The following is a 24,257-nucleotide window of genomic DNA, read 5'->3' on the forward strand; positions in this document are numbered from 1 at the left end:
TCACCATCGCGCCAGGACACTGACGCTCTGGGTCAGGAACGTAAGTCCCTGCCCTCTTCAGTTGGCCGTGAAGTAGAGCGGGACGGAAGCGTTCTTGCACCCGTCCTGGTTGACGCCGGGCCGGTCGGTCATCTGGAGCGTCACGGTACCGGTGGCAGTTCCGCCGGGGGCGAGTTCCTTTGCTGTGAAGACGGGGGTGCCAACCGTGAAATCTGCTGCCGAGCAGCCGGAGACCGCGGTCCAGACGCTGCCATCGGAACTGGCCACGCTGGCGGTGACGGCCGTGACCTTCTGGACGCCGGCATCGGAGGGGTTGGTGACCGTGAAACTGAAGGTCTGGATGGGCCCGTTGGGGGACAGCGGATCGCCCGACACCGTGCTCGAGATGGTGAAGCTCTTGGAGCTTCCGGCGCTGGTATTGGTGCTGCCGTTGCCCGCTGCCGTCCAGTAGGCAAAGGCCGCACCGCCGCCGATGGCCACCAGGGCTGCGGTGGTGCCGATGATGCGCTTCCTGCTTCCTGCGATCCTTCTCATGTCGTACCCCTTGACGTTGGCGGTGATCCGCCGAGACCCGGTGAGCCGTGGCGGCCCTGATGGGAACACTCTTTCGGGGCCAGCTCAAAATACACTGCTGTAATTACTCAAGGTTCGGTCAACGTTGGGAGCTGCAGCTCTTGAGCCTTGCCGGGAAGAAACCGCAGGTCAGACGTCTGTCAGCGACTTTTTATCGGCGGGAGGGGCCGGTCCAGCGACGCGCCGTACACTGGGTCCCATGGCATGCCGAATCAGCGAACTGGTCCTCAACTGCTCCGATCCCGAAACGCTTGCGCGGTTCTGGTGCGATGTCCTCGGGTACGTCGAGCTCGACAGGGAGGACGGGGCGATCGAGATCGGTCCCGCGGCGGGCTTCGGCGGCCTGCAGCCCACCATCATCCTGAGCCCCAGCCACAACCCACGGACGGGACGGCTCCCGCTGCACATCGACGTCAACCCCACCGACCGGGACCAGGACGCCGAGCTGGAACGGCTGCTGGCCCTCGGCGCCCGGGCGGCCGACGTCGGTCAGACCGGCGGGGAGTCATGGCACGTTTTGGAAGACCCCGAGGGCAACGAGTTCTGCCTGCTCCGCAAACAGCTTGAGGTACTGAACTGACGTACGTCCCGGTCCTTCGCTCACGCGAAGAACGCCCGGTCACGGTAGGTGATGGGGCGTTCGGGGTTGTACCTGGCGGCGCCTGCTTCAAGACGCCGCCAGGAGCTTGTTGGCCTCGGATCTCAGCGGGCCAACCGGGCCCGGCCTTCCGGCCTGGCACCTGCCACTATCCACGGCCAGCCTCAAGCTGGAGGCGGCAAATTCCTCAAGAATTGATCAAAATCGGGAGCCGGCACCGTTAACGCGGCGGGTCCCAGCGGCGGGCGGCGAACGCGAAGAGTGACGTGGTGGCCACCGTGGCCAGGTACCCTGCGATGACGATCAGGGCGATGCCCGCCCAGAAGTAGTTGGTGGTGCTGCCTTCCTGCCATGGGCTGGGCGCGATCAGGATCAGCGAATAGGCGGCCACGGCAGCGGACGCCAGCCCGATGAGCACGGGCAGTGTCAGCCAGATTTTCGCCGAGCCGATGTGCCGGCCGAACCCTTCCCAGGCGTTCCAGGACCCGCGGCGCAGGATCAGCCAGCCCGCGGGAATCATGAAGGCCCCCACCAGCAGGAACGCGGCCACCACGTCGGCAGGCCGGTGCCACTGGTTGATCAGCGTGGACACGCCGGACGCGATGGCGAACGTCCCGCCGATGAACCCGGCCATCGGGCGCCAGCGCGGGGACGCCATCAGGAACACCGCGGCCGCCGCCGACGCCGCCAAGGTGGTGTGCCCGGACGGCAGGGAATTCAGCTCCAGGGTCAGCACCCCCTTGTCCGGCCTGGCAGGCAGCACGTCCTTCAGCACCTGCGTGGCCACGTTCGCGCCGACGCAGGCAGCGACGGCGATCCCCGCCTCGGCCCAGTGCCGCCTGATCACCGTGACAAACAGGACCACGACGGCGGCCATCACCAGTGAGATGGTGGGCAGCAGGTCCAGGAATTGGGTGGCTGCCTTGCCGGCGGGCCCGTGGAGCTCCACGGCCTCGGCCAGCGCGGACTCGTCGATGAACTGGCCGGTAGTGGTCTGCACGAAGAAGTAGTAGGTGGCCACCAGTCCGGCGATGCACGCCAGCGTGGACAGTACGAACAGGAACCCGGAGCCCGGGGCGGGGCGGGCTGGTGTCCGGATCTGTGCGCGGGAGGTGGAAGCCATTGTTTAAGGTTGGCACAAAAAGCTGGAAGGCCGCTCCAGCAAAGGCTGGAACGGCGGGTCAGGTGGCTGGGGCGGCCTCGGCCGGCGGCAGCCTGGGGATGCTCGCCGCGGCCACCAGCACCGCCAGCGCGCCCAGCCCGAACGGCAGGGCCGTGGCCGTGGCGATGGCGCCCACCAGGAGGGGACCGCCGGCGTCGCCCAGTTCCCGGCCCAGTTCGGCCGAGCCCATGGTCCGGCCCATCCGCTCCGGCGGCGTGGTGTCGGCCAGGTGCGCGAAGCCCAGCGGCGTGGCCACGCCAATGCCCGTCCCAATCAGGGCCGCCGCAACGAAAATCGTGGCCACGCCGGGGGCGGCGGCAACAATACCCACGCCCGCGGCAACCAGCAGCAGGCCCGTCGTCGTGCCCTTCTTGTCACTGACCCCGCCCCTGTCCCGGAGCCTGCCGATCCATGGCTGGGTCAGCACCGAGCCCAGCGCCACTACGCTCACCGCGGCCGTGCCGGCGAGGGCGTCCAGGCCGTGGCGGGCGGCCAGCGCCGGGAGGAAGCCGACGGCGGCACCCAGCGCGGCCGTCGATGCGGCCAGCACCAGCGTGGGCACCAGGAAACGGCGCTCGCCCACCTGCCGGGCCAGGTCCATCACGGTGTAGCGCTTCCGCGGCAGGGGCTCCAGGTGCGGCACGGAGGCCAGCACCCACACCGCCGTCAGCGCCGCAAGGCCCGAGAGCGTGCCGAACAACAGCGGGAACCCGCCGGCCAGGATCAGCCCGGCGCCCAGCGGGGGACCGATGATGTAGCCAAGGCTCTTCCAGGACCCGTACCGGCCAAAGTAGGTGCCCGCCTTCCCGCCGCGGGCCATCCTTGCCACCATCGCGGACGAAGCCGGGGAGAACGCCGACGCCGCAGCGCCCTGTCCCAGCCTGGCCAGGGCAAGGATGAACGGATCGGCCGCGCCGAGGCCGATCAGCGACAGGGCGGCGAAGGCCAGGAGCCCGCCGACGACGACCGGCTTGGCGCCAATGCGGTCGCTCAGGGCCCCGAAGACGGGTTTCAGGAACACCTCGGCGACGTCGTACAGGGCCAGCAGGATGCCCAGGTTCAGCAGGGTCAGGCCGATGTTGCCGCTCTGCGAACCCAGCCCCGCCGCGATGCTGTGGGCGCCGAAGGCGGTGACAAAGCCCGCTGCGTACAGGGGCGCCGTCGACGGGCGGGCGGCTTGGGTGCTGGAGGGCATGGTTGGGACTTTAGTACCTTCACAAAGTTGTGAAAACTTCAAAGACTTGGCTGTATGACCACCGTTGTCCAGACCGTGAATCTACACAAGCATTTCGGCCGCGTCCACGCGCTGGACGGGCTGGACCTCGAGATCCAGGCCGGCGAAATCCATGGCTTCCTCGGCCCCAACGGTGCCGGTAAATCGACCACCCTGCGCATCCTGCTGGGCCTGGCGAAGGCAACCTCCGGATCCGCCACCGTGCTGGGCCTGGAACCCTGGACCCGGGCCGTGGACCTGCACCGGCGGCTCGCCTACGTTCCCGGCGACGTGCGGCTTTGGCCCAACCTGTCCGGCGGCGAGACCATCGACCTGCTCTCCCGGCTGCGCGGCGGCACCGCCGATGGTAATGCCTACCGCCGACGCAAGGCCCGCCTGTGCGAAGCCTTCGATTTCGATCCGGGCAAGAAGGGGCGTGCCTACTCCAAGGGCAACCGCCAGAAGGTCGTCCTGATCGCTGCCTTGGCCACGGACGCCGAGCTCTACTTGCTGGACGAGCCCACCAGCGGCCTTGACCCGCTCATGGAGGCGGTCTTCCGTCGGGAGCTGCTTGCCGCCGTCGAACGCGGCGCCACCGTGCTGCTCTCCAGCCATATCCTGTCCGAGGTGGAGGTGCTTTGCCACCGCGTGAGCATCATCCGCGCCGGCAGGATCGTGGACGGCGGCACACTGGACTCCCTGCGCCACCTCACCCGGACCGAGATCTCCTTCGCCGCGGACGGGTTGGAGGCGCAGGCACTGGCCCGGCTGGGCGCCGTCCATGACCTGGCGTTCGACGGCGGCCGGGTCAGGTTCAGCGCGGACTCGGACCGGGTGGCGGAGGTGCTTCCCGCCCTGGGTGCCCTGGCCGTGCAGGGGCTGACCATCAATCCGCCGTCCCTTGAGGAGCTGTTCCTGCGGCACTACGGCGATGCTTCGGCACATCCAGAGTCCCCGGCTGATATCAACAACGGCAACGGCGACCACGGGCACGGTGGCGACCGGCATGGTGGGCGGCGGCACCTGCTCGGCATGAGGGGACGTGCCTGACATGGGCGTCCTGCTGATCCTCTGGCGGCAACGCCTGCGGCGGGACCGCTGGCAGCTGCCCTGCTGGATCCTGGTCATCGGGGCGTTCGCCCTGTTCGCAGTCTCGGTCGTCAGCTCAACCTACGGCACTGCCGCAAGCCGCTCGGAAATCCTGCAGGTAGCCATCGCCACGCCCGCCATCCTGATGCTGCGCGGCCTTCCCCGCGGAGCGGACCAGGGCGCCTTCACGTTCTTCCTGATCTATGCTTTCCTTGCCCTGCTGGCCGGCTTGATGAGCACCTTCCTGGCGGTGCGCCATTCACGGGCCGACGAGGAAACCGGCGGCGCAGAACTCGTGGCGGCCACTCCTGCCGGACGCCTGCTGCCCAACACCGCCACCGTCCTGCACGGCACCGCCGCCAACGTCCTGGCGGGACTCGCCGTCTTCGGAGGGTTTGCCGCCCGAGGCCTGGACCCGCAGGGTTCCCTTCTCGCCGGGACCGCCACGGGCGCCGTCGGCCTCTGCTTCCTGGGCATGGGGCTGCTGGTGGCCCAGTGCATGGGGACTTCGCGCGGCGCCAACGGTGTCTCCGCGGCCCTGGTTGTCCTTGCTTATGTGGTGCGCGGAATCGGGGATGCCACGGGGACGCCGCACTCCGACGGCACCACCATGACCGAAGGCGCGGCCAGCTGGTTCTCACCCATCGGCTGGGGACAGCAGACGTTCGCCTTTTCCGGCAACCGCGCGTGGCCGCTGCTGCTCCCGCTCGGACTCGGCGCTGCCTGCCTTACGGCCGCCTGGCTCATCCTGCGCGTCCGCGACACCGGCGACAGCGTCTGGGGTGACAGGCCGGCACGGACATCCGCTCGGGCAGGATTGAACAGCCCGGTCGCCCTGGCGTTGCGGCTGCAGTCCGGCTCGATCCTCGGATGGGGGCTGAGCGGGCTGGCCCTGGGCCTGTTGGCGGGGTCGCTGGGAAAGGCGATTGCCGCCGTCGACAATCCCGGCAGCGGAATTACTGCGGCGCTGCGGGCCATGCTCCGGTCGCAGGGGATCTCGCTGACCCAGCTCATGGTCTCGGTGCTCTTCTCGATCGCCGGCGTCCTGGCCGCGGCCTGCGCACTCCAGGCCGTCATCAGGCTGCGGCAGGAGGAAGCCTCCGGCACCGCCGAACTCCTGCTGGCCGCCCCGGTGGGCCGGGTGCGGTGGCTGGCCGGCTACTTGGCCCTGGGTGCCCTGGCGGTGGTCCTGGTGCTGGGCCTGGCGGGGGTGGGCGCCTGGGCCACCCTCACCGGATCAGGTGATGAGTCCATGCCGGCCGACGCGCTCTGGCAGACCGTCCTGGCGCAGTTGCCGGCGGCGCTGCTCTACCTCGCCGTACCCGCGCTGGTGTTTGTCCTGTGGCCCGCCGCGACCATCGCCGCCGGCTGGGTGCTGCTGGGGCTGGGCGTGTTCTTGGGGATCTTCGGCGGCATGCTGGGGATTGACCAGGGCCTGCGGGACCTGTCCCCGTTCACGCACACACCGGTCCCGCACGGGGACGCCACGGACTGGAGCGGTGCCTGGTGGATGCTGGCCATCGCCGGGGCTGTTGCCTGCCTCGCCGTGCTCGTGATGCGGCGGCGGGAGGTGGGGACGGCATGAGCGATGCTGCTGTATCAGCCGAGGCCGTGACTGCTGCTGCTGAAAGGGCCGCCGCAGGATTCGCCGCGGCCGGGTTCCCGAAGATGCCGGCCCGGGCGCTGCTGGCCCTCGTGGCCTCCGAGGACGGGAGCCTGACGGCGGCCGAATTGGGGGAGCGGCTCGGTGCCAGCGCCGCGGCCGTGTCCGGGGCCGTTCGGTACCTGCAGACGGTGGGGTTCGTGCACCGGGTTGCCCGGCCCGGCAGCCGCCGCGACCTCTACGCCCTGCACGACGACGAGTGGTACGTGGTCTCGATGCGCAATAGCCCCATCTACGAAAAACTGGCCGAGTTGACCGACGCCACCGCGGAAACCCTTCCCGCGGGGTCCGCCGCCCGGGCACGGGTTGCGGAAATGGCCCGGTTCTACCGCTTCCTCAACTCCCGGATGCCTGGGTTGCTGGATGATTGGGAAAATGAGCGGGAGGCGGAGCCGTGACCATCATTGACAATGCGGTGTACGTGAACGGCCTGCGCACCGAGGACCCGGAGGACCTTGACGAGACCTACTTCCTGCTGCGGCAGCGCGAGGGGATGGCCTGGATCGGGCTCTACCGCCCCGACGCGGAGGAACTCCAGTCGGTGGGGGAGGAATTCGACCTCAACCCGCTGGCCATCGAGGACGCCCTCGCAGGGCATCAGCGCGCCAAGCTGGAACACTACGGCGAGTGCCTGTTCCTGGTGCTCCGGCCGGCCAGGTACCTGGATGACGTGGAGAAGGTGGACTTCGGCGAGATCCATGTCTTCGTGGGTGACGAGTACGTGGTCACGGTCCGGCACGCCGAATCCCCGGACCTTGCCAAGGTCCGCCGCCGGATGGAATCCATGCCGGAGTTCCTGGCGCTGGGCCCCGATGCCGTGCTGTACGGCATCCTGGACCAAGTGGTGGACGAGTACGAGCCCGTGGCCGCCGGCCTGGAGAACGACATCGACGAGATCGAGGACGACCTGTTCGGTGCCGACCCGGACGTCTCCCGCAGGATCTACGAGCTCTCCCGCCAAGTCATCACGTTCCAGCGCGCCACCAGCCCACTGGTGGGGATCCTGCAGGCGCTGATGTCCGGGACCCCGGACCGCGAGCAGGCCACCGAGCTGCGGGACCACTACCGCGATGTCCTGGACCACGTGATCCGGCTGAACGAGCGCGTGGCATCCTTCCGCGCCCTGCTGCAGAATGCCCTGGCCGTGAATGCGGCCCTGGTGGCGCAGCGCCAGAACGAAGAGATGCAGCGGATGACCCAGTCCAGCTTTGAGCAGAACGAGCAGGTCAAGCGCATCTCTTCCTGGGCCGCCATCCTGTTCGCGCCCACGCTCGTGGCATCCATCTACGGCATGAATTTCGCAAACATGCCCGAACTGGGCTGGGCGGAAGGCTACCCCTTCGCCCTGGGACTGATGGTGGCGATGGGCCTGGCCCTGTACTTGGCGTTCAAGCACAACAAGTGGATCTGACCCGCCATCGGCGCGCCGCCCCGGGCTTCGTGGCCTGCGATGGGCCGCAGATACTAGGCCTGCTTAGCAGTTGGCGGCCTGGCAACGTGACCGGCGTACAGTAAACGGCATGCCCCACCTCCCGCCTGACCTTCCCGCGCCCGCTGTCCTGCCGGACGGTATGCCGGCCCTGGGCGAACTCCTGGCAGAGGCCCGCGTTCTCAGCCTGCCCATGCGGGTGAAGTTCCGCGGCATCATGGAGCGCGAAACCCTGCTGCTGCGCGGCCCCCAGGGGTGGGGTGAGTTTTGCCCGTTCCCGGAGTACGGCGACGCCGAAGCCTCCCGGTGGCTGGCCGCCGCCATCGAGGCGGGGTGGCAGGGTTTCCCGGCCCCGCTGCGGACGTCGGTTCCGGTCAATGCCACTGTCCCGGCCGTCCCCGCCGACCGGGTGCCGGACGTGCTGTCCCGGTTCGGCCGGGTGGACGCGGTAAAGGTGAAGGTGGCCGAACGCGGGCAGTCATTGGACGACGACGTCGCCCGGCTTCACGCCGTCCGCGCCGCGTTGCCGGCGGCCGCCGTCCGGGTGGACGCCAATGGCGGCTGGGACGTGCCCGCCGCCGTGGAGGCACTCACCAGGCTGGCTCCTGTTGGGCTGGAATACGCCGAGCAGCCCGTGCCCTCCATCGAAGGCCTCGCCGAAGTCCGTGCCCGGCTCCGCGACGCCGGAACGCCGGTGCTGATCGCCGCCGACGAGAGCGTCCGCAAGGAATCCGACCCCCTGCGCGTGGCCCGTGCCGGCGCGGCGGACCTCTTGGTGGTCAAGGTGGCGCCGCTCGGGGGAGTGCGGCGCGCCCTGGACATCGTGGCACAGGCCGGGCTTCCCGCCGTCGTCAGCTCAGCCTTGGACACCTCCGTGGGCATCCGCGCCGGCCTGGCGCTCGCGGCGGCGCTGCCGGACCTGCCCTACGCCTGCGGGCTGGGCACGGTGTCCCTGTTCGAATCGGACGTCACGCTGGATCCGCTGGTGGCCGACGACGGCGCCATCCGCCTGCGGGACGCCGTCCCCGACGCCGGGCTGCTTGAGCGGTTTGCGGCTCCCGCTGAACGCCGGGAATGGTGGCTGGACCGGCTCCGCCGCGTCCACGCGCTCCTCGCCCCATCGGTTGCTGGGTAACTGCCGTTTTCCGGCTCCAAAAGGGCAGTTGCTCAGCAGCCGATGAGCCGGGCGGGGGCGTTCCTGCAGGTCACGGGCGGTTCACCCTGAGTTCATCCAATCGATGCGTTTGCGTAGGACGCGGCTGGAAGGGTGGGCGGGCATCCCCAGAGAGATTCCTTGGAAGGTTCCCATGTCTGAAACAGCCCGCAAGTTCACCCTGCTGCCTATGCTCGGCCACACCAAGGGCAAGCGCAGCCCCGTCACCTGCGCCCTCAAGTGCGACAACGCCTGCGCCGGGGAGGTCTGCAACACCAGCTCCAACGGCTACTTCCGCGACATTGCCTCCGCCGCCATGTCGCGCCGCGCCGCCCTGGGCCTGGGCGCCGCCGGTGCGCTCGCCGTCGTCCTTGGCTCCGCCGTGACCTCCAACGAACCTGCCTCCGCCGCCGGGCTGTCCAAGGCCGCCACGGAGGGTTTCGGGAAGTCCAAGCTGGAGTTCACCGCCATCAAGCCGGTGGACAAGGCCGTTGACGCCTTCACGGTGCCCGAAGGCTTCTCCTGGCAGCCCATCATCCGCTGGGGCGACCCGCTGTTCAACGACTCCCCGGATTTCGACCTGAACAACCAGACCGCCGCCGCGCAGGCCCGGCAGTTCGGCTACAACAACGACTACACGGACATCCTGGAGATCCCCGGCAGCAAGGGCCGCCGCGCCGTCCTGTTCACCAACCACGAGTACACCAACGAAAGCATCATGGTCCCTGCCGGCTACGACGCCGCGGAGACCCGTGCCATCGGCCGCGCCGCCCATGGCCTGGCCGTCGTGGAGCTGGAGCGCAAGAACACCACAAAGCCCTGGAGCTACGTGAAGGGCGCGCCGCTGAACCGCCGCTACCTCTCCGACACCACGTACGAACTGACGGGCCCGGTGGCCGGCTCGGCGCTGGTGAAGACCGCCGCGGACCCGTCCGGCCGCGCCATCAAGGGCACGTTTGGCAACTGCTCCGGCGGCACCACCCCGTGGGGCACCATCCTCTCCGGCGAGGAAAACTTCAACGGCTACTTCGTGGCAGCCGGCACCTCCGCCGGCGACAAGCGCTACGGGCTCACGTCCAAGCCCACCGCCCGCAAGTGGGAACTCGACGACCCACGCTTCGACACCCGCAACCCCGGCTACGAGAACGAGGCCAACCGCTTCGGCTGGATCGTGGAGGTGGACCCGTTCGACCCCACTTCCACCCCCAAGAAGCGCTCCGCCATGGGCCGGTTCAAGCACGAGGGCGCGAACGTGATCGTGGCCGAGTCCGGGCACGTGGTGGCGTACATGGGCGACGACGAAAAGTTCGACTACCTCTACAAGTTCGTCTCGAAGGACAAGTACGTTGAAGGCGACCGCAGGAACAACATGAACCTGCTGTCCGAGGGCGACCTGTACGTTGCCAAGTTCACCGGCAACTCGCCCGCCGCGGAGATCACCGGCACCGGCGCGCTTCCCTCCGACGGCGCGTTCGACGGCACCGGCGAATGGCTGCCCCTCGTGGTGGGCGGCAAGTCCGCCGTCCCCGGCATGTCCGTCGAGGAGGTCCTGGTGTACACCCGCCTGGCCGCCGACAAGGTGGGCCCCACCAAGATGGACCGCTGCGAGGACGTCCAGCCCAGCCTGCACACCGGCAAGGTCTACGTGGTCTGCACCAACAACTCGGACCGTGGCACCGGCACCAAGGAAGGCGCCACGGAGGTCAACCCGCGCACGCAGAACCGGGACGGCCACATCGTGGAGATCGCCGAAGCCGGCGACCAGACCTCCACGAAGTTCAACTGGACCCTCCTGATGGTCTGCGGCGATCCGGCCCAGGGCGACGTCACCTACTTCTCCGGCTACCCGGTGGACAAGGTTTCGCCCATCTCCTGCCCGGACAACGTGGCCTTCGACTCCGTGGGCAACCTGTGGATCTCCACCGACGGCGCCCCCTCCGGCATCGGCTACAACGACGGCCTCTTCAAGGTCACGCTGGACGGCGCCGAGCGCGGCAAGGTGGAGCAGTTCCTCTCCGTTCCCCGCGATGCCGAGACCTGCGGCCCGGTCATCCACGACGACGAGCGCACGGTGTTCGTTTCCGTGCAGCACCCGGGCGAGGACGGCACCTTCGAGGCACCCAACTCCTATTTCCCGGACTACGTCCCGGCAGGTACGACGCCGGCCCCCGGCCAGGTGCGCGCGCCCCGTCCCTCAGTGGTCCAGGTGTTCCGCGGCTAATCCCCCCCGTTGCTCTATCACTTTTGGTCCCCAAAACCCCGGTTTAGGGACCATAAGTGATAGAGCAAGCGGGAACTACGGCGGGTGTTGGAGGGTGGCAGACTGGGTGAGTGACTTCGTTGAACGAGCCCGCCCCCGACGCCACCCCATCCGCCTCCGCAGAAGCCCCGCATCCCGGTGACGCATCCGGGCTGGACACCCCTGAGCTGAGCGCGCTGGCCGCGGCGCGGATCGCCGTCGACGTCCTGCTCGACGGCGGCGTGCGGCACGTGGTGGTGTCGCCGGGTTCGCGGTCGGCCCCCATGGCGTACGCGTTGGCCGAGGCGTCGGCGGCGGGCCGGGTGGACCTGCTGGTCCGGATCGACGAACGCTCCGCCGGGTTCACGGCCCTGGGCCTGGCCCTTGCCACCGGCTCGCCCGCCGCCGTCCTCACCACATCCGGGACCGCCGTCGGGAACGTGATGCCCGCGGTCATGGAGGCCAACCATGCCGCCGTCCCGCTGATCGTGCTCTCCGCCGACCGGCCGGACGAGTTGCGGGGGACAGGGGCCAACCAAACCACCGTGCAGCCTGACCTGTTCGGCGAACAGGTCCGTTTCGCGGCCGACGTTCCGGCCGGAAGCAACCCGGAGCGCGCAATCCAAACCGGCCTCTCTGCCGCCACCGGCGCGTTCCCGCAGCTGCCGCCGGGACCGGTGCAGCTGAACCTCGCGTTCCGCGATCCGCTGGTTCCGTCGCCCGGGGAAAGCCTGCCCGAGGTGGTGGAGCGGCAGCGCTACCGGGTGGGCACCGAGCCGCTGGTCATGAACCTGCCGCCGGCGCCGGACACCCTGCCGGAGCGGCGCACGGTGGTGCTGGCAGGGCACGACGCCGGCCCGGTCGCCGAGGCGTTCGCGCGAGCCCACAACCTGCCGCTGCTCGCCGAACCGTCCTCCAACTCGCGGTTTGGCCCCAACGCTGTGGGCCCGTACCGGCTGCTCCTGGAACATTTCGGCGCCGGTTCTGCGCAACCAATCGAACGCGTGGTGCTGTTCGGCCGGCCCACGCTGTCCCGTCCGGTGGCCGCACTCCTGGCCCGCGCCGACGTTGAATCAGCCCTGTACCAGCCGGTGCCCGTGGCCTGGTATGAGCCCGGGCGGCGCACGGAACTGCCGCTGGAAAACCTCGCAGACCTCGCTGATTTCGCCGGCCGCGGGGCTTCTTCCTGGCTGGACACCTGGCTCCTGGCAGGCTCCGCGGCCCAGCATGCACTGGACCAGGTGCTGTCCGCGACGGCTGCCGCCACCGGCCCGTCCGTGGCGTCGCTGGTGTGGAAGACCGCGCGCGGCCAGCTGCTTCTCGGATCTTCCAACGGCATCCGCGATGTGGACCTCGCCGGGCTGCCCGCGCCGGAACCCGCCGCCACCGTCTACGCCAACCGGGGCCTGGCCGGGATCGACGGCACCATCTCCACCGCCACCGGAATCGCGCTGGGCGGCAGGCAGGAAACCACAGTGCTGCTGGGCGACGTCACCTTCCTGCACGACGCCGGCGGCCTCCTCCTGGGCGCAGGGGAGGAGCAGCCGGACCTGCGGATCGTGGTCCTGAACGATTCCGGCGGCGCCATCTTCGGGCTGCTCGAACACGGTGGCGTGGAGGAGTCCGGCCGCTACGGAGACGCCGTCGAACGCCTCTTCGGCACCCCGCACTCAGTGGACATCGCGGCACTCGCCAAGGCGTACGGCGTCGGACATTCAGTGGTCAGTACGACGGCGGGACTCGCCGAAGCGCTCCACCAGCCTGTGCAGGGGCGCAGCATCGTGGAGGTCCGCACGGACCGCCATTCGCTGCGGCAGCTCCACTCCAGGATTAAGGAAGCGGTGGCCGCTGCCGTCGACGGCGTGCTGGCCGGGCAGTGACGAAAAAACGACGGCCGCCGCGTGAATCCACGCGGCGGCCGTCGTTTTCGTAAGAGGCTGCTCAGAGCACGCGGCCCAGGAACTCCTTGGTGCGTGCATGCTGGGGGTTGGCGATGATCTCGCGGGGATCGCCCGATTCGACCACCACGCCGCCGTCCATGAACGTCAGGGTGTCACCGACTTCGCGGGCAAAACCGATCTCGTGGGTCACCACGATCATGGTCATGCCGGACTTGGCCAGGTCCTTCATCACGTTCAGGACGTCGCCCACCAGCTCGGGGTCCAGTGCCGAGGTGGGCTCGTCGAAGAGCATGAGTTCGGGCTCCATAGCCAGGGCCCGGGCGATGGCTACGCGCTGCTGCTGGCCACCCGAGAGCTGGGATGGGTAGTGCCCGGCGCGGTCGCCGAGCCCCACGCGGTCCAGCAGCTCAAGCGCGCGCTTCTGGGCTTCAGCCTTCGACTGGCCCTTAACGTGTACCGGCGCCTCCATGACATTCTGGAGCGCGGTCTTGTGCGGGAACAGGTTGAAGCGCTGGAACACCATGCCGATCTCCCGGCGCTGGGCGGCGATCTCCTTGGTCTTGAGGTCATGGAGCCTGCCGTTGACCTCGCGGTAGCCGATCAGCTGGCCGCCCACGGAGATGCGTCCTGCGCTGATCGATTCCAGAAGGTTCACGCAGCGCAGCATGGTGGACTTGCCGGAACCCGAAGGCCCGATCACCACGGACACCTCGCCCTGGTTGACCGTCATGTCAATGCCCCGGAGAACGTGGTGGTGCCCGTAGTACTTGTGGAGGCCCTCGATCTTCACCAGCGGCTTTTCTGCTGTGATCGTCATCGTGCACTCTCCTCGGGGAAGTCGGTCTTCATTGAGTGCTTCACGTCGGCGCCCGCCCCGGCGGCTTTTGCAGCAGCCGGGTTGACGGCTGCCGGGGCCAGGTTGTCCACACCCTTGCCGTAGTAGGCCTCGATGAAGTGCTGGCCCACCATCAGGATGCTGGTGATCACCAAGTACCAGATTGCTGCCACGATCAGCAGGGGAACCGGAAGGTATGTCCGGTTGGCCAGCGCGTTGGTGGCAAACGTGAGGTCCAGGGTGAACGGGACCGCGAGGACCAGCGAGGTGGTCTTCAGCATGCCGATGGTTTCGTTGCCGGTAGGCGGCACGATCACGCGCATGGCCTGCGGCAGGATGATGCGCCACATGATCTTGCCCTTTGCCATGCCCAAGGCCTCGGCGGCTTCCATTTGGCCCTTGTCCACCGACTTGAGCCCGGCGCGGAAGATCTCGGCCAAGTAGGCGGACTCGTTAAGCCCAAGTCCGAGGATCGCGGCAACCGTCGCGTTGACGATGGACGCGGTGTCCAGGCTGAAAAGCTCGGGTCCAAACGGGACGCCGGCGCTGATCTTGGGGTACAGGACGGCGATCAGGCCCCAGAACACCAGCTGGGTATAAACAGGGGTGCCGCGGAAAAACCACACCCAGACCCAGCTGGACCAGCGGAACACGGGGTTATCGGATTGCCGCATGAACGCCAGGAGGATGGCCAGCACGATGGCAAGTGCCATGGACGTGACGGTCAGCAGCAGGGTCCAGCCCACACCCTGGACAACCTTCACGTCCAGGATGTAGGTGCCCACAATGTCCCAACGGAAGTTGGGGTTGGTGAACAGGCTCTGCAGGAACACCGCCACCAAAGCGAGGATGATGACGGCGCTGATCCAGCGGCCCGGGTGGCGCACCGGCACTGACTTGTTCAGTACCGGTGCCTCCGCGCGGTGAGGGTGTTCCATGTGCACACCTGACTTTTCGTCGGTAGCGCGAAAACTCAAGACTTAACCGCCGGGTTGACCTCGGACTTGGTGATGGCGCCCTCGGAGTTGCCCCAGCCGTCCAGGATCTTCTTGTAGGAGCCGTCTTCCATCAGCTTGGTGACGGTCTTCTGGATGACGTCGGCCCAGGCGGTGTCGGCCTTGGCCACGGCGATGCCCTGCGGAGCGGAGTCGTAGACGTCGCCCAGCTTCTCGAGCTGGCCGTTGGTCTGGGTCAGGGCGTAGCCGATGATGGGGGAGTCGGCGGCCATGGCGTCGATGCTGCCGTTAACCAGGCGGGTGGTGACGTCGGTCTGGTTCTTCAGGGTGATGATGTCGATGGGCTTCTTGCCGTCGGCAACGCACTTCTTGTTGCGGTCGGCCAGGTCCGGGTCCTCCTGGACGGTGCCGGTCTGCACACCGATGGACTTGCCGCAGACGTCATCCAGGGAGAACTTGTTGGGGTTGCCCTTCTTCACGGCCCAAGCGGTGCCTGCGTTGAAGTAGCTGACCATGTTCACTGCGCCAAGGCGCTCAGGGTTGATGGTGAACGAGGAGATGCCCAGATCGTACTTCGGGCCAAGGGCAGGGAGGATGCCGGTGAATTCGGCGGTCTGGACCTGGACCTTGAGGCCGAGAGTGGCGCCGATGGCCTTGGCGATGTCCACGTCATAGCCAATGGGAGTCTGGCCGTCCGGACCGAGGAACTCGGCCGGGGCGTAGCTGGTGTCGGAGCCAACCGTGATGGTGCCCTTGGACTTGATGGCGTCCGGGACCATGGCGGCCAGGGCGTCGTCCTTCTTAACCGTGCTGGGATCAAAGCTGGCGCTGGCGCTGCCCGAAGCGGTGGCCGCGCTGGAGGGACCCGTTTCCGAGGCGTTGGTGCATGCTGAGAGGGCCAGGGCGCTGATGGCGATCATAGTGGCAGCGGTCAGCTTGGAGGTGCCCAGGAGGGTACGGGGAATCTGCATTTCTTACCTTTTGTTGCAGGGGCTATGAGGTACTAACGCGGCTTATAGTGTAACGCTCAACAAGAGAGGTACGTCACACGCAACTAAGTTTCACTATTGGATAACTGTAGCGGGGGCAAAATCAAGCCTTCCAGGGCGGGAACAGTCTGTTATCCCAGACTTCGTACCCAACTGAGTAGCGGTTAGTGTCGTTTTGGCACTCCAAAACGACGCTAACTGCTACCTGGTTGGGCCGGCCTCTAGCTGCTGATGCCCAGGGATTCCAGCATGGGCCGGAACTTCGCCCATGTCTCCGCCAGTTCGGCCTCAGGCTGCGAGCCGTCCACGATGCCGCATCCGGCATACAGCCGCACCGTCTCCGGCGATTCGATGACGGCTCCGCGCAGGGCGATGCCCCACTCGCCGTTTCCCGCGGCATCCAGCCAGCCCACGGGACCGGCATAGGGCCCGCGGTCCAGGTGCTCCAATGTGCGGATCAGCGCCCCGGCCACCAGCGTGGGCGTGCCGCAGACGGCTGCCGTCGGGTGCAGGGCATTGATCAGTGCGAGGCACGTGGGTACGTGGCCTTCCACCTCCGCAAGCTCCGCCTTGACGTCAGACGCCAGGTGCCACACGTTGGGCAGCTCCAGGATGAACGGTTCGTCGTGGGCGTTCATCGCCTCCGAGAACGGTGCCAGCTGTGAGGTCAGGGACTGGATGGCGATTTCGTGTTCATGCCGCTGCTTTTCAGAGCCGGCGAGCACCCGCGTGGCGTATTCCATCGGAGGACCGTCCTGGCCGTGGGCGTCGCGGCGGTCCAGCGTGCCGGCCAGCACCCTGGCCTGGGCGGTGCGGCCTTCCACCTGGATCAGCATCTCGGGGGTGGCGCCCACCAGCCCGTCCACACCGTAGGTCCAGCATTCGCGGTACCTGGCCGCCAGTTCGCGCAGCACATCGGAGGCATGTACGCCGGAGGGAATGGTTGCCACCACATCACGCGCCAGCACCAGCTTCTCCAGTGCCCCGGAGCGGATTTTTGCCACGCCCGCCGCGACGGCATCCTTCCACGCTTCCTCACTGAGGGACCCGGTGTGCAGCGTTGCGCCGGCTGCCAGGCGGAGCGGGCGCACGACGGCGCCCCCCGCCTTGGCTGGCCCGCCGCCCAAGGTTCCGTCCCCGGCGGAGTCCGCCGCCGCCGTCGTGCTTTCAATGCCAAGGGTGCCGGCGGAGCCGCTGCCCAGCCAGCGGTCAAGGGCGGCGAGGGCCGTTTCTTCGGTGAGCGGGCCGTCGTCGAACGTCAACTGGGTGAGCCAGGCCTGGTTGTCCCGCACGCCCACCACGACTTCGGGCACGATCAGCCGCGACTCATAGGTGGAAGTCTTGGAAAACGCGAAGGAGCCGAAAGCCACCGGTCCCGTGCCGGGGAGCTCCACGGAGTCGGTGGCGTCCGCCTCCAGGACCAGGTGCCGCCACCAGATGTCCGCCTCGAGGAACCGGTCCGGGCCGGTGGCACTGAAGCGCGCGATTTCGCCAAATCCGGCGAGCCCTGCCTCGCGCCGGGTCCAGCAGAGGACGTCGTCCCGGACCAGAAACGAAGGCAGCCCCCCGGGGAACGCTTTGCCATCCAGGGGGACTGTCAAGGTGCGGAACGTGCTCGTCATGATGAGACAACACTAGTACTGAAAGGTACTTATCCCGCCGGGTACCCGGGCGGGCAGCTTGAGGAACCTGCCGGCGGTGGTCCGGACGCCGGTGAACATTTGAGACAATGTGATGGTGAACCGAGCATCCTTGGATAAGCGTCCGGACGAAGTAGCCACGATGTTTGACGACGTCGCACCAAAATACGATGTCGTTAACGATGTCCTCTCGATGGGGCAGACCCGCCGCTGGCGGAAGATCGTGGTGGATGCGATGGAAGTCTCCAAGGGCCAGCGGGTCCTGGATCTCGCGGCCGGCACGGGCACTTCCAGCGAGCCATATGCGGACGCCGGCATAGACGTTGTGGCCTGCGACTTCTCGCTCGGCATGCTCAAGGTGGGCAAGCGCCGCCGCCCGGACATCGACTTCATCGCTGGGGACGCCACCAACCTGCCGTTCGCTGACAACACCTTCGACGCCACCACCATCTCCTTCGGCCTGCGCAACGTGAACGAGCCCAAGAAGGCCCTGCAGGAAATGCTGCGCGTCACCAAGCCCGGCGGCCGGCTGGTCATTGCCGAGTTCTCCCAGCCCGTGGTTCCGCTGTGGCGCACCATGTACACCGAATACCTGATGCGCGCCCTGCCCGCGATCGCGGTCAAGGTCGCCTCCAACCCGGACGCCTACGTCTACCTGGCCGAGTCCATCCGCGCCTGGCCGGACCAGGACCACCTGGCCGCGTGGCTGCAGGAAAGCGGCTGGGAGAAGGTCACCTACCGGAACCTCACCGGCGGCATCGTGGCGGTCCACCGCGCCTTCAAGCCGGCCGACGCCGCGGACAGCGCGGCTGCCGCCATCGCCGCGCACAAGGGCCCGGTGGCCAAGCTGCGCCGCAACATCGTCCGCTGACCGGCGTGCAGGTACTGATTGTCGGCGCGGGCCCGGCTGGGTCCACCGCCGCGTACTACCTTGCCAAGGCCGGCCTCGACGTCACGGTCCTGGAGAAGACCAGCTTCCCCCGCGAGAAGGTCTGCGGCGACGGCCTCACCCCCCGCGCCGTCCGCGAGATCCAGAAGCTCGGCCTTGCGCACCCGGAGAACGACGGCTGGCGGCGCAACAAGGGCCTGCGCCTCATTGCCGGCGGCCGCACCATCGAGCTGCCGTGGCCCGAGGTCTCCAACTTCCCGCAGTACGGGCTGATCCGCACCCGCCTGGGCTTCGATGAGGAACTCGCCCGCCACGCCCAAGCGGCCGGCGCCGCGATTCTCGAGCGGCACAGCGTCACCGATGCCCTGCGGAACGACGACGGCCGCGTCACCGGTGTACGCGCAGCGCTCCTGGACGAGTCCGGACGCAAGACGGGGGAGACGCGCGAGTTCCGTGCCGACGTCGTGCTCGCTGCCGACGGCAACTCCACCCGTACGGCCGTGTCCCTGGGTATCCAGAAGCGCGACGACCGCCCGCTCGGCGTGGCTGTCCGTACCTACTTCACCTCCCCGCGCACGGATGACGACTGGATGGAAGGCTGGCTGGAGCTTCCCGGCCGCGACGGCAAGCTGCTCCCCGGCTACGGCTGGGTGTTCGGCGTGGGCGACGGCACGTCCAACGTGGGCCTGGGGATCCTGAACTCCTCCAAGGACTTCGGCAAGCTCGACTACAAACAGGTCCTGCGCGAGTGGACGGCAGGCATGCCCGCCGAGTGGGGCTTCACGCCGGAGAACCAGGTGGGCGAAATCCGCGGCGCGGCGCTGCCCATGGGTTTCAACCGGACCCCGCATTACTCACCCGGCCTGCTCCTGCTCGGTGATGCCGGCGGAATGGTCTCGCCGTTCAACGGCGAAGGCATCTCCTATGCGATGGAATCCGCGCGCTTCGCCGCAGAGTTCATTATCGATGCCTCCTCGCGTACGTATGCCGCAGGAGGAACGTACGACGCCGATGCGCACCTTGCGCGGTACGCGGACTACGTGCGGGACCAGTGGGGCTCGCACTTCACCCTGGGCCGGGCGTTCGCCGCCCTGATCGGGAAACCCGCCGTCATGAAACTCGCACTGCGGACCGGCATGCCGATCCCGGTGCTCATGCGCTTCGTGGTCCGGCTCCTGGCCAACCTCACGGACCCCTCCGCGAAGGGCTTCGAGGACCGGGTGATCCGCGTCCTCGAATCACTGGTCCCCGCCACAACCAACGCCCCGCCAGCTACGAATCAGCGGTATCCGCAACAAAAAGTTAGGGTTAACCCGTGACCAACTCCGCAGACCACAGCTGGACGCACGCCGGGCACGGCCTGCCGGACTCCGAACCCAGCCTCAACACCACCGCCATCGCCACCGGCCTGCAGCTCCCGGCCGGCTTTGCTGCCATCGCGGGGGACGCCGAACTGGGCCCGGCCATCACCACCAACCTCGCCAAGGTGGAGAAGAAGCTCCGCGAAGCCATCGCCAACTCCGATCCCCTGGCTGACGCAACGTCGCGCCACCTGGTGGAAGCCGGCGGCAAGCGCATCCGGCCCCTCCTGACCCTGCTCTGCGCACACCTCGGCGACGCGTCGCTGCCCGATGTGGTGCAGGCCGCCGTCGTGGTTGAACTGACGCATCTGGCAACCCTGTACCACGACGACGTCATGGACTCCGCGCCGTTCCGCCGCGGCGCCCCTACGGCCCACGAGGTCTGGGGCAACTCCGTCGCGGTCCTGACCGGCGACCTGATCTTCGCCCGCGCCTCCATCCTGGTGTCCGAGCTCGGCGGCCGGGCACTGGGTATCCAGGCGCGCACCTTCGAACGGCTGTGCCTTGGCCAGCTTCACGAGACCGTGGGACCCCGCCCGGACGAGGATCCGGTGGAGCACTACCTGTCCGTGATCGCGGACAAGACCGGCTCCCTGGTGGCGGCATCGGGCCAGCTGGGGGCAATCTTCTCCGGCGCCGACGAGGCCTACGAACAGGTACTGGTGGAGTACGGCGAGAAGGTCGGCGTTGCCTTCCAGCTCGCCGACGACGTCATTGACGTCACCGGCGTGAAGGTGAAGTCCGGCAAGTCGCCCGGAACCGACCTGCGCGAAGGCGTGCCCACCCTGCCGGTCCTGCTGCTGCGGCGCGCTGCCGCTGACGGTGACCAGTCCGCCGTCGACCTCCTGGAACTGATTGACGGCGACCTGTCCTCCGACGAGGCGCTGGCCGCCGCCGTGGCCGGGCTGCGCGAGCACCCTGCCACTGCCGAGTCCTGGGTGGTGGCCCGCCAGTGGGCCAACGAGGCCATCGCCGCACTTGCCCCGCTGCCCGAAGGCGTGGTCAAGGAATCGCTGTCCAACTTCGCGCTGGCCGTGGTGGACCGCGCCAGCTGAGTAAGCCTCCGTTTGGAGCCCGGTTCCCCTGGTTGATGCCAGGTGGGGCCGGGCTTCTTCGGTTAACCCGGCTTCCTCCGCTTAAACGGGATAGCCCCGGTCCCCAACAACCGAAGCTGCTGTGAACCGGGGCTATCTCTCCGTTCGCATCAGACCCGCCGGAGGCGTTTAGCGGATCCGTGAATAGCTTATGACAGCTTTGTCATAATATGCAAGCCCTGATTTACCAGAAGTGTCACAGGGTTTTCGGGTCCGCTTCTGTCGTCGCGTGGCACACAAGTCCACGCCGTAATTGCGTGACTTATGCGCACCACGATCAATACTTAGCCTGATTCGACGCGGCCTCGTCCCCGGACGCACTGCATGAATCACGCAATTGCGTCAACGACCTCCTCCTCCCGCGTTATCCACATAAGGGCGGGTGGCGGCACCGCAGGGGCCAAAGCGCAGCCACGATAAGCGAATGGACATCTGTGACTACTTGGAAAGGCGTGGAGGAGCAGCCCGCTCCCTTGAGCTGGAAAAGGTGGGGTTCACGCGGACCAGGGTGCGGCAGGCAGTAGAGCTTGGGGTGGTTGTAAGGGTTCGGCGTGGAGTCTATTCGCTGCCCGCCGGCAGCCCAGTCAGGATGGCTTTGGCTGCCGGCGGTCGTCTTACCTGTCTGTCCGCGGCACCTTTCTACCGACTCTGGACGCTCAATGGCCCGACATCCCTGCACCTGTGCCGGAGCCATCCAAGCGCTACTTCCGGTGTCACTGACCACGGCCGCCCCAAGCATCCACGGCATGCCTGGCTGCCTGTCGTGGGGCTGGCTGACGTGCTCCTGCATGCGCTGCACTGCCTGCCCGACCTGGAGGCCCTTGTGATGGTTCAGTCAGCCGTAGGGAACGGAAGTATTTCCTTCGACTTCCTCTACGACAAATGCCAAGGGCGCCGGAACGGGCTCGCCCGATCGGTCCTGGACCTGGTGATTCCACGTGCGGACTCAGTGCTGGAGGTCATTGCCAATGTGCATTTCGCGCGGGCGGGACTGCGGGTCCGCCGCCACGTTCACATTTCCGGCGTGGGAGAGGTCGACTTTCTGGTTGAGGAGTGCCTGGTAGTGGAGACCGATGGCTCAACACACTTTGAGCCCAAATCGATCAAGCGGGACCAGCGGCGCAATAACCAGAGCATTATCGGGGGCTACCTGGTGTTGCGCTATTACTACGAGGACGTTGTCCACCGTCCGGAAGTCATGGTTACGGAGATCCAGGCAGTCCTGCTCCTGTGGAAGCGGTCCGGGCGGGGCCGGCCGGATATGCGTCACTTATAGCGGGTCCAGAGGAAGTCGGCCCTGCCAATCCGGAGAAGTCATGCCTGGCTGGCTCCATAAATGACGCAAATGCGGCAGCTCAGAAGCCAGGGAAGTCCTACTCCTCGGCTTCTTCCTCGAAGGCCCACTCGAACATGTCGAAGACGAACTCGGAGAAGGTGCCCTCTTCGGACTTCCACTGGCCGCGGGCATTGTTGCGGCGGTACACGATGGGGTCCGGGACGCTGAGGTCACCCACGCGGAAGCCCCACGTAAACGCTTCCTCTTCGTCCTCGAGGAACATCAGGAAGCCCTCGTCATCGACTTCGAGTTCCTCGGGGTCCCAGAAGTAGTGGTAGGCCTCCATCAGGTCCTCGCAGCCGCCCAGGGCCAGGTAGAACTCGCGGAGGACCAGGGGAATCTGGAACTGGTGCTCGGCAAGCGCGGAGTCGAGTTCCTCGGGCGTCAGCCCGTCCTCTTCCTGCCATTCATCCTCGAGATACTTCGGAACAAGCGCTTTGAACTTCTCGAGGAACATGTCAGTCATGTTCATATCCTAGCTAATCGGGGCCCACCCAAAATGACACCCGGGATGCACTCACATCCCCGGGTCGCTGGGCCGCCGGTGCCATCCGCGGACAGCCAGCGGGGCCTGCCAGGAGCGGCGCCACGCCAGGACGCGGAACGTGAAAACCAGGGCCGCGATGGCGGCTGCGGTCAGGACGTTGAAGACCCCCAGCACCCACAGCACTGCGGTGAGCGAGGCGCCCACAAAGGCCGGCAGGGCATAGATGTCCTTCGGGTTGAACAACTCCGGAACCTCATTGGCGGTAATGTCGCGCAGCAGGCCCCCGCCCACCGCCGTCGTCACGCCCAAAAGCACGGACGCCACCGGATTCAGGCCGGTGGCCAGTGCCTTGAGCGTGCCGGTCATGCAGAACAAAGCCAGGCCCGCGGCGTCGAACAGGGTCAGCAGGGAGGTGTAGCGCTGGACGCTGGAGAACAGGAAGTACACCAGCACCGTGGCCAGCACCGGCGGCGCAAGGTATGCCGGATTGGTGAACGCCGCCGGGACCACGGCGAGGATGATGTCGCGGATCACGCCGCCGCCAAGCCCCACCAGGGAAGCCAGCAGCAGGGAGCCGACAATGTCGATCTGCTTCCGCGCCGCCAGCAGCGAGCCCGAGACCGCAAAGAAGAACACGCCCAGCAGATCCAGCCACACCGGGGAGTTGTCAAAGGCGAATGTCATGGAGCGTCCCGGCATTTTCAAAGAGGGCGGACAGGGCGGCTCCAACGTTACGCTAGCCCCTATGAACAGCCCCATCATGATCGCCTGCGCCCATGGGACGTCCAACATCCAAGGGGCGGCGGAGGTCAACGCCCTCCGCGCCGCCATCGCGGAACTGCGCCCCGGCCTCGACGTCCGGGAAGCCTACGTGGACGTCCAGCAGCCCGATCTGGTGGACGTGGTGGCGGGCCTGCCCGAGGGGGAGGCCGCCGTCGTGGTGCCGCTGCTGCTGAGCGTGGGCTACCACGTTAAGGTGGACATCGCCCGGGCGGTGAAGAGCCGTCCCGGCAGTGCCGCGGCCGCGCCGCTGGGCCCGGACCCGCGCCTGGCAAAACTGCTGGACCAGCGGCTGCGCGAGGCCGGGACCACCGATAACGACGTGATCGTGCTCGCGGCCGCAGGCTCGTCCAACCCCAATGCCGCCGTCAGCGTCGAGGAGTTGCTGGGCCAGCTTCAGCAACTGCGGTCCAACCGGATGGTGGCCGCCTACGGTGCCTCGGCCCAGCCGTCCGTGCCCGACGCCGTCGCGATGCTTCGCGAGGAGCTCGCCGGGGGTGCCGGCGCGGGGGAGTCGGCGGGAGCGGTCGACGTCGGCGGGCGGGTGGTGGTTGCCTCATACCTCCTTGCGCCGGGCTTCTTCCACGACCAGCTCGCCAAGGCCGGGGCCGACGTCGTCACCGAACCCCTGCTGCCGTCCCCGGTGCTCGCGGAGATCGCGCTGGACAGGTACGACGCCGCCGTCGCAAGGATGAATGAAACGCCCCGGGCGGCCGAAGCGGCGGCCCCCGCAGCGGCCGGTCCGGAGCCGTCCGGAAAGCCGTCCCCGGATGCACAGCAGGGTGGCTTCTTCAAGGCCCTCCGGCGTTTCGTGACGAAATATTTCCCTAGGTGACTTCGCGTTTCCGGGCCTTTGTGACGCAATTCGGG

At 67.6% G+C, this 24,257-nt stretch carries 22 protein-coding genes; 13 read left to right on the plus strand and 9 right to left on the minus strand.

Translation table 11 applies throughout. The features are described from left to right. Positions 1-57: 57 nt before the first annotated feature. Positions 58-534 carry a hypothetical protein gene (locus tag K4G53_RS14210; protein ID WP_221386330.1) on the minus strand — a complete coding sequence of 159 codons (477 nt, stop codon included), beginning with the start codon at positions 532-534 and terminating at the stop codon, positions 58-60. 238 nt (positions 535-772) lie between these two features. On the opposite strand from K4G53_RS14210, the gene K4G53_RS14215 reads away from it, so the two are divergent. Further along, complete coding sequence (locus K4G53_RS14215; protein ID WP_221386331.1) at positions 773-1,153, plus strand: VOC family protein; 381 nt, start codon at positions 773-775, stop codon at positions 1,151-1,153. Between the two features lie 238 nt (positions 1,154-1,391). Here K4G53_RS14215 and K4G53_RS14220 read toward each other — a convergent pair whose 3' ends face one another. Both K4G53_RS14220 and K4G53_RS14225 read right to left on the minus strand, forming a co-directional pair. Then, positions 1,392-2,294, minus strand: a complete 903-nt coding sequence (locus K4G53_RS14220; RefSeq protein WP_221386332.1) for a phosphatase PAP2 family protein — start codon at positions 2,292-2,294, stop codon at positions 1,392-1,394. A gap of 58 nt (positions 2,295-2,352) precedes the next feature. After that, positions 2,353-3,528 (minus strand): MFS transporter, encoded by a 1,176-nt coding sequence (locus K4G53_RS14225; RefSeq protein ID WP_221386333.1) that lies wholly within the window; start codon positions 3,526-3,528, stop codon positions 2,353-2,355. Positions 3,529-3,582: 54 nt separating this feature from the next. Between K4G53_RS14225 and K4G53_RS14230 the strand changes: the two genes are divergently transcribed. From K4G53_RS14230 to menD, 7 genes are all read left to right on the plus strand, one after another. After that, entirely contained in the window at positions 3,583-4,596 is a 1,014-nt protein-coding gene (locus K4G53_RS14230; protein ID WP_221386334.1) for an ABC transporter ATP-binding protein, read from the plus strand. Position 4,597: 1 nt separating this feature from the next. After that, positions 4,598-6,220, plus strand: a complete 1,623-nt coding sequence (locus tag K4G53_RS14235; protein ID WP_374226175.1) for an ABC transporter permease — start codon at positions 4,598-4,600, stop codon at positions 6,218-6,220. Further along, positions 6,217-6,696 carry a GbsR/MarR family transcriptional regulator gene (locus K4G53_RS14240; protein ID WP_221386336.1) on the plus strand — a complete coding sequence of 160 codons (480 nt, stop codon included), beginning with the start codon at positions 6,217-6,219 and terminating at the stop codon, positions 6,694-6,696. The genes K4G53_RS14235 and K4G53_RS14240 overlap by 4 nt, the downstream gene beginning before the upstream one ends. Then, positions 6,693-7,709 carry a magnesium and cobalt transport protein CorA gene (locus K4G53_RS14245; RefSeq protein WP_221386337.1) on the plus strand — a complete coding sequence of 339 codons (1,017 nt, stop codon included), beginning with the start codon at positions 6,693-6,695 and terminating at the stop codon, positions 7,707-7,709. The genes K4G53_RS14240 and K4G53_RS14245 overlap by 4 nt, the downstream gene beginning before the upstream one ends. A gap of 109 nt (positions 7,710-7,818) precedes the next feature. After that, a complete protein-coding gene (locus K4G53_RS14250) occupies positions 7,819-8,862 on the plus strand; it encodes an o-succinylbenzoate synthase (RefSeq protein WP_260323608.1) in 1,044 nt (347 codons plus the stop codon). A 172-nt stretch (positions 8,863-9,034) separates the two neighbouring features. Next, complete coding sequence (locus K4G53_RS14255) at positions 9,035-11,101, plus strand: PhoX family phosphatase (RefSeq protein ID WP_221386338.1); 2,067 nt, start codon at positions 9,035-9,037, stop codon at positions 11,099-11,101. A gap of 110 nt (positions 11,102-11,211) precedes the next feature. Continuing rightward, a complete protein-coding gene (menD, locus tag K4G53_RS14260) occupies positions 11,212-12,999 on the plus strand; it encodes a 2-succinyl-5-enolpyruvyl-6-hydroxy-3-cyclohexene-1-carboxylic-acid synthase (RefSeq protein ID WP_374226169.1) in 1,788 nt (595 codons plus the stop codon). Positions 13,000-13,060: 61 nt separating this feature from the next. On the opposite strand, the gene K4G53_RS14265 is transcribed toward menD, so the two are convergent. The 4 genes from K4G53_RS14265 to K4G53_RS14280 form a co-directional block, all read right to left on the minus strand. Further along, the gene (locus K4G53_RS14265) at positions 13,061-13,837 is read right to left on the minus strand and encodes an amino acid ABC transporter ATP-binding protein (protein ID WP_308287893.1); all 777 of its coding nucleotides are present in this window, start codon (positions 13,835-13,837) and stop codon (positions 13,061-13,063) included. Beyond that, positions 13,834-14,793, minus strand: a complete 960-nt coding sequence (locus K4G53_RS14270) for an amino acid ABC transporter permease (protein WP_221386339.1) — start codon at positions 14,791-14,793, stop codon at positions 13,834-13,836. Before K4G53_RS14270 ends, K4G53_RS14265 begins: the two co-directional genes overlap by 4 nt. A gap of 35 nt (positions 14,794-14,828) precedes the next feature. Then, entirely contained in the window at positions 14,829-15,782 is a 954-nt protein-coding gene (locus tag K4G53_RS14275; RefSeq protein ID WP_221386340.1) for an ABC transporter substrate-binding protein, read from the minus strand. Between the two features lie 239 nt (positions 15,783-16,021). Continuing rightward, the gene (locus K4G53_RS14280; protein ID WP_221386341.1) at positions 16,022-17,422 is read right to left on the minus strand and encodes an isochorismate synthase MenF; all 1,401 of its coding nucleotides are present in this window, start codon (positions 17,420-17,422) and stop codon (positions 16,022-16,024) included. A 115-nt stretch (positions 17,423-17,537) separates the two neighbouring features. Here K4G53_RS14280 and K4G53_RS14285 point away from each other — a divergent pair, with 115 nt between their 5' ends. The 4 genes from K4G53_RS14285 (at position 17,538) to K4G53_RS14300 (ending at position 22,060) form a co-directional block, all read left to right on the plus strand. Further along, entirely contained in the window at positions 17,538-18,311 is a 774-nt protein-coding gene (locus tag K4G53_RS14285) for a demethylmenaquinone methyltransferase (RefSeq protein ID WP_308287894.1), read from the plus strand. Between the two features lie 5 nt (positions 18,312-18,316). Then, positions 18,317-19,648 (plus strand): geranylgeranyl reductase family protein, encoded by a 1,332-nt coding sequence (locus K4G53_RS14290; protein ID WP_221386343.1) that lies wholly within the window; start codon positions 18,317-18,319, stop codon positions 19,646-19,648. Further along, positions 19,645-20,745, plus strand: coding sequence for a polyprenyl synthetase family protein (locus K4G53_RS14295; RefSeq protein WP_221386344.1), 1,101 nt, complete (start codon positions 19,645-19,647; stop codon positions 20,743-20,745). Before K4G53_RS14290 ends, K4G53_RS14295 begins: the two co-directional genes overlap by 4 nt. 628 nt (positions 20,746-21,373) lie before the next feature. Next, positions 21,374-22,060 (plus strand): DUF559 domain-containing protein, encoded by a 687-nt coding sequence (locus tag K4G53_RS14300; RefSeq protein ID WP_308287895.1) that lies wholly within the window; start codon positions 21,374-21,376, stop codon positions 22,058-22,060. 97 nt (positions 22,061-22,157) lie between these two features. On the opposite strand, the gene K4G53_RS14305 is transcribed toward K4G53_RS14300, so the two are convergent. After that, the gene (locus K4G53_RS14305) at positions 22,158-22,586 is read right to left on the minus strand and encodes an SMI1/KNR4 family protein (protein ID WP_221386346.1); all 429 of its coding nucleotides are present in this window, start codon (positions 22,584-22,586) and stop codon (positions 22,158-22,160) included. A 51-nt stretch (positions 22,587-22,637) separates the two neighbouring features. Next, on the minus strand, positions 22,638-23,291 hold the full coding sequence (locus K4G53_RS14310) for a trimeric intracellular cation channel family protein (RefSeq protein ID WP_221386347.1): 654 nt from the start codon (positions 23,289-23,291) through the stop codon (positions 22,638-22,640). A gap of 61 nt (positions 23,292-23,352) precedes the next feature. Here K4G53_RS14310 and K4G53_RS14315 point away from each other — a divergent pair, with 61 nt between their 5' ends. Then, a complete protein-coding gene (locus tag K4G53_RS14315; protein WP_221386348.1) occupies positions 23,353-24,222 on the plus strand; it encodes a sirohydrochlorin chelatase in 870 nt (289 codons plus the stop codon). Positions 24,223-24,257 lie beyond the last annotated feature (35 nt).

It is taken from the genome of Arthrobacter sp. MAHUQ-56 (genome assembly GCF_019710585.1).
In the GTDB taxonomy this organism is placed as follows: Bacteria; Actinomycetota; Actinomycetes; order Actinomycetales; family Micrococcaceae; genus Arthrobacter.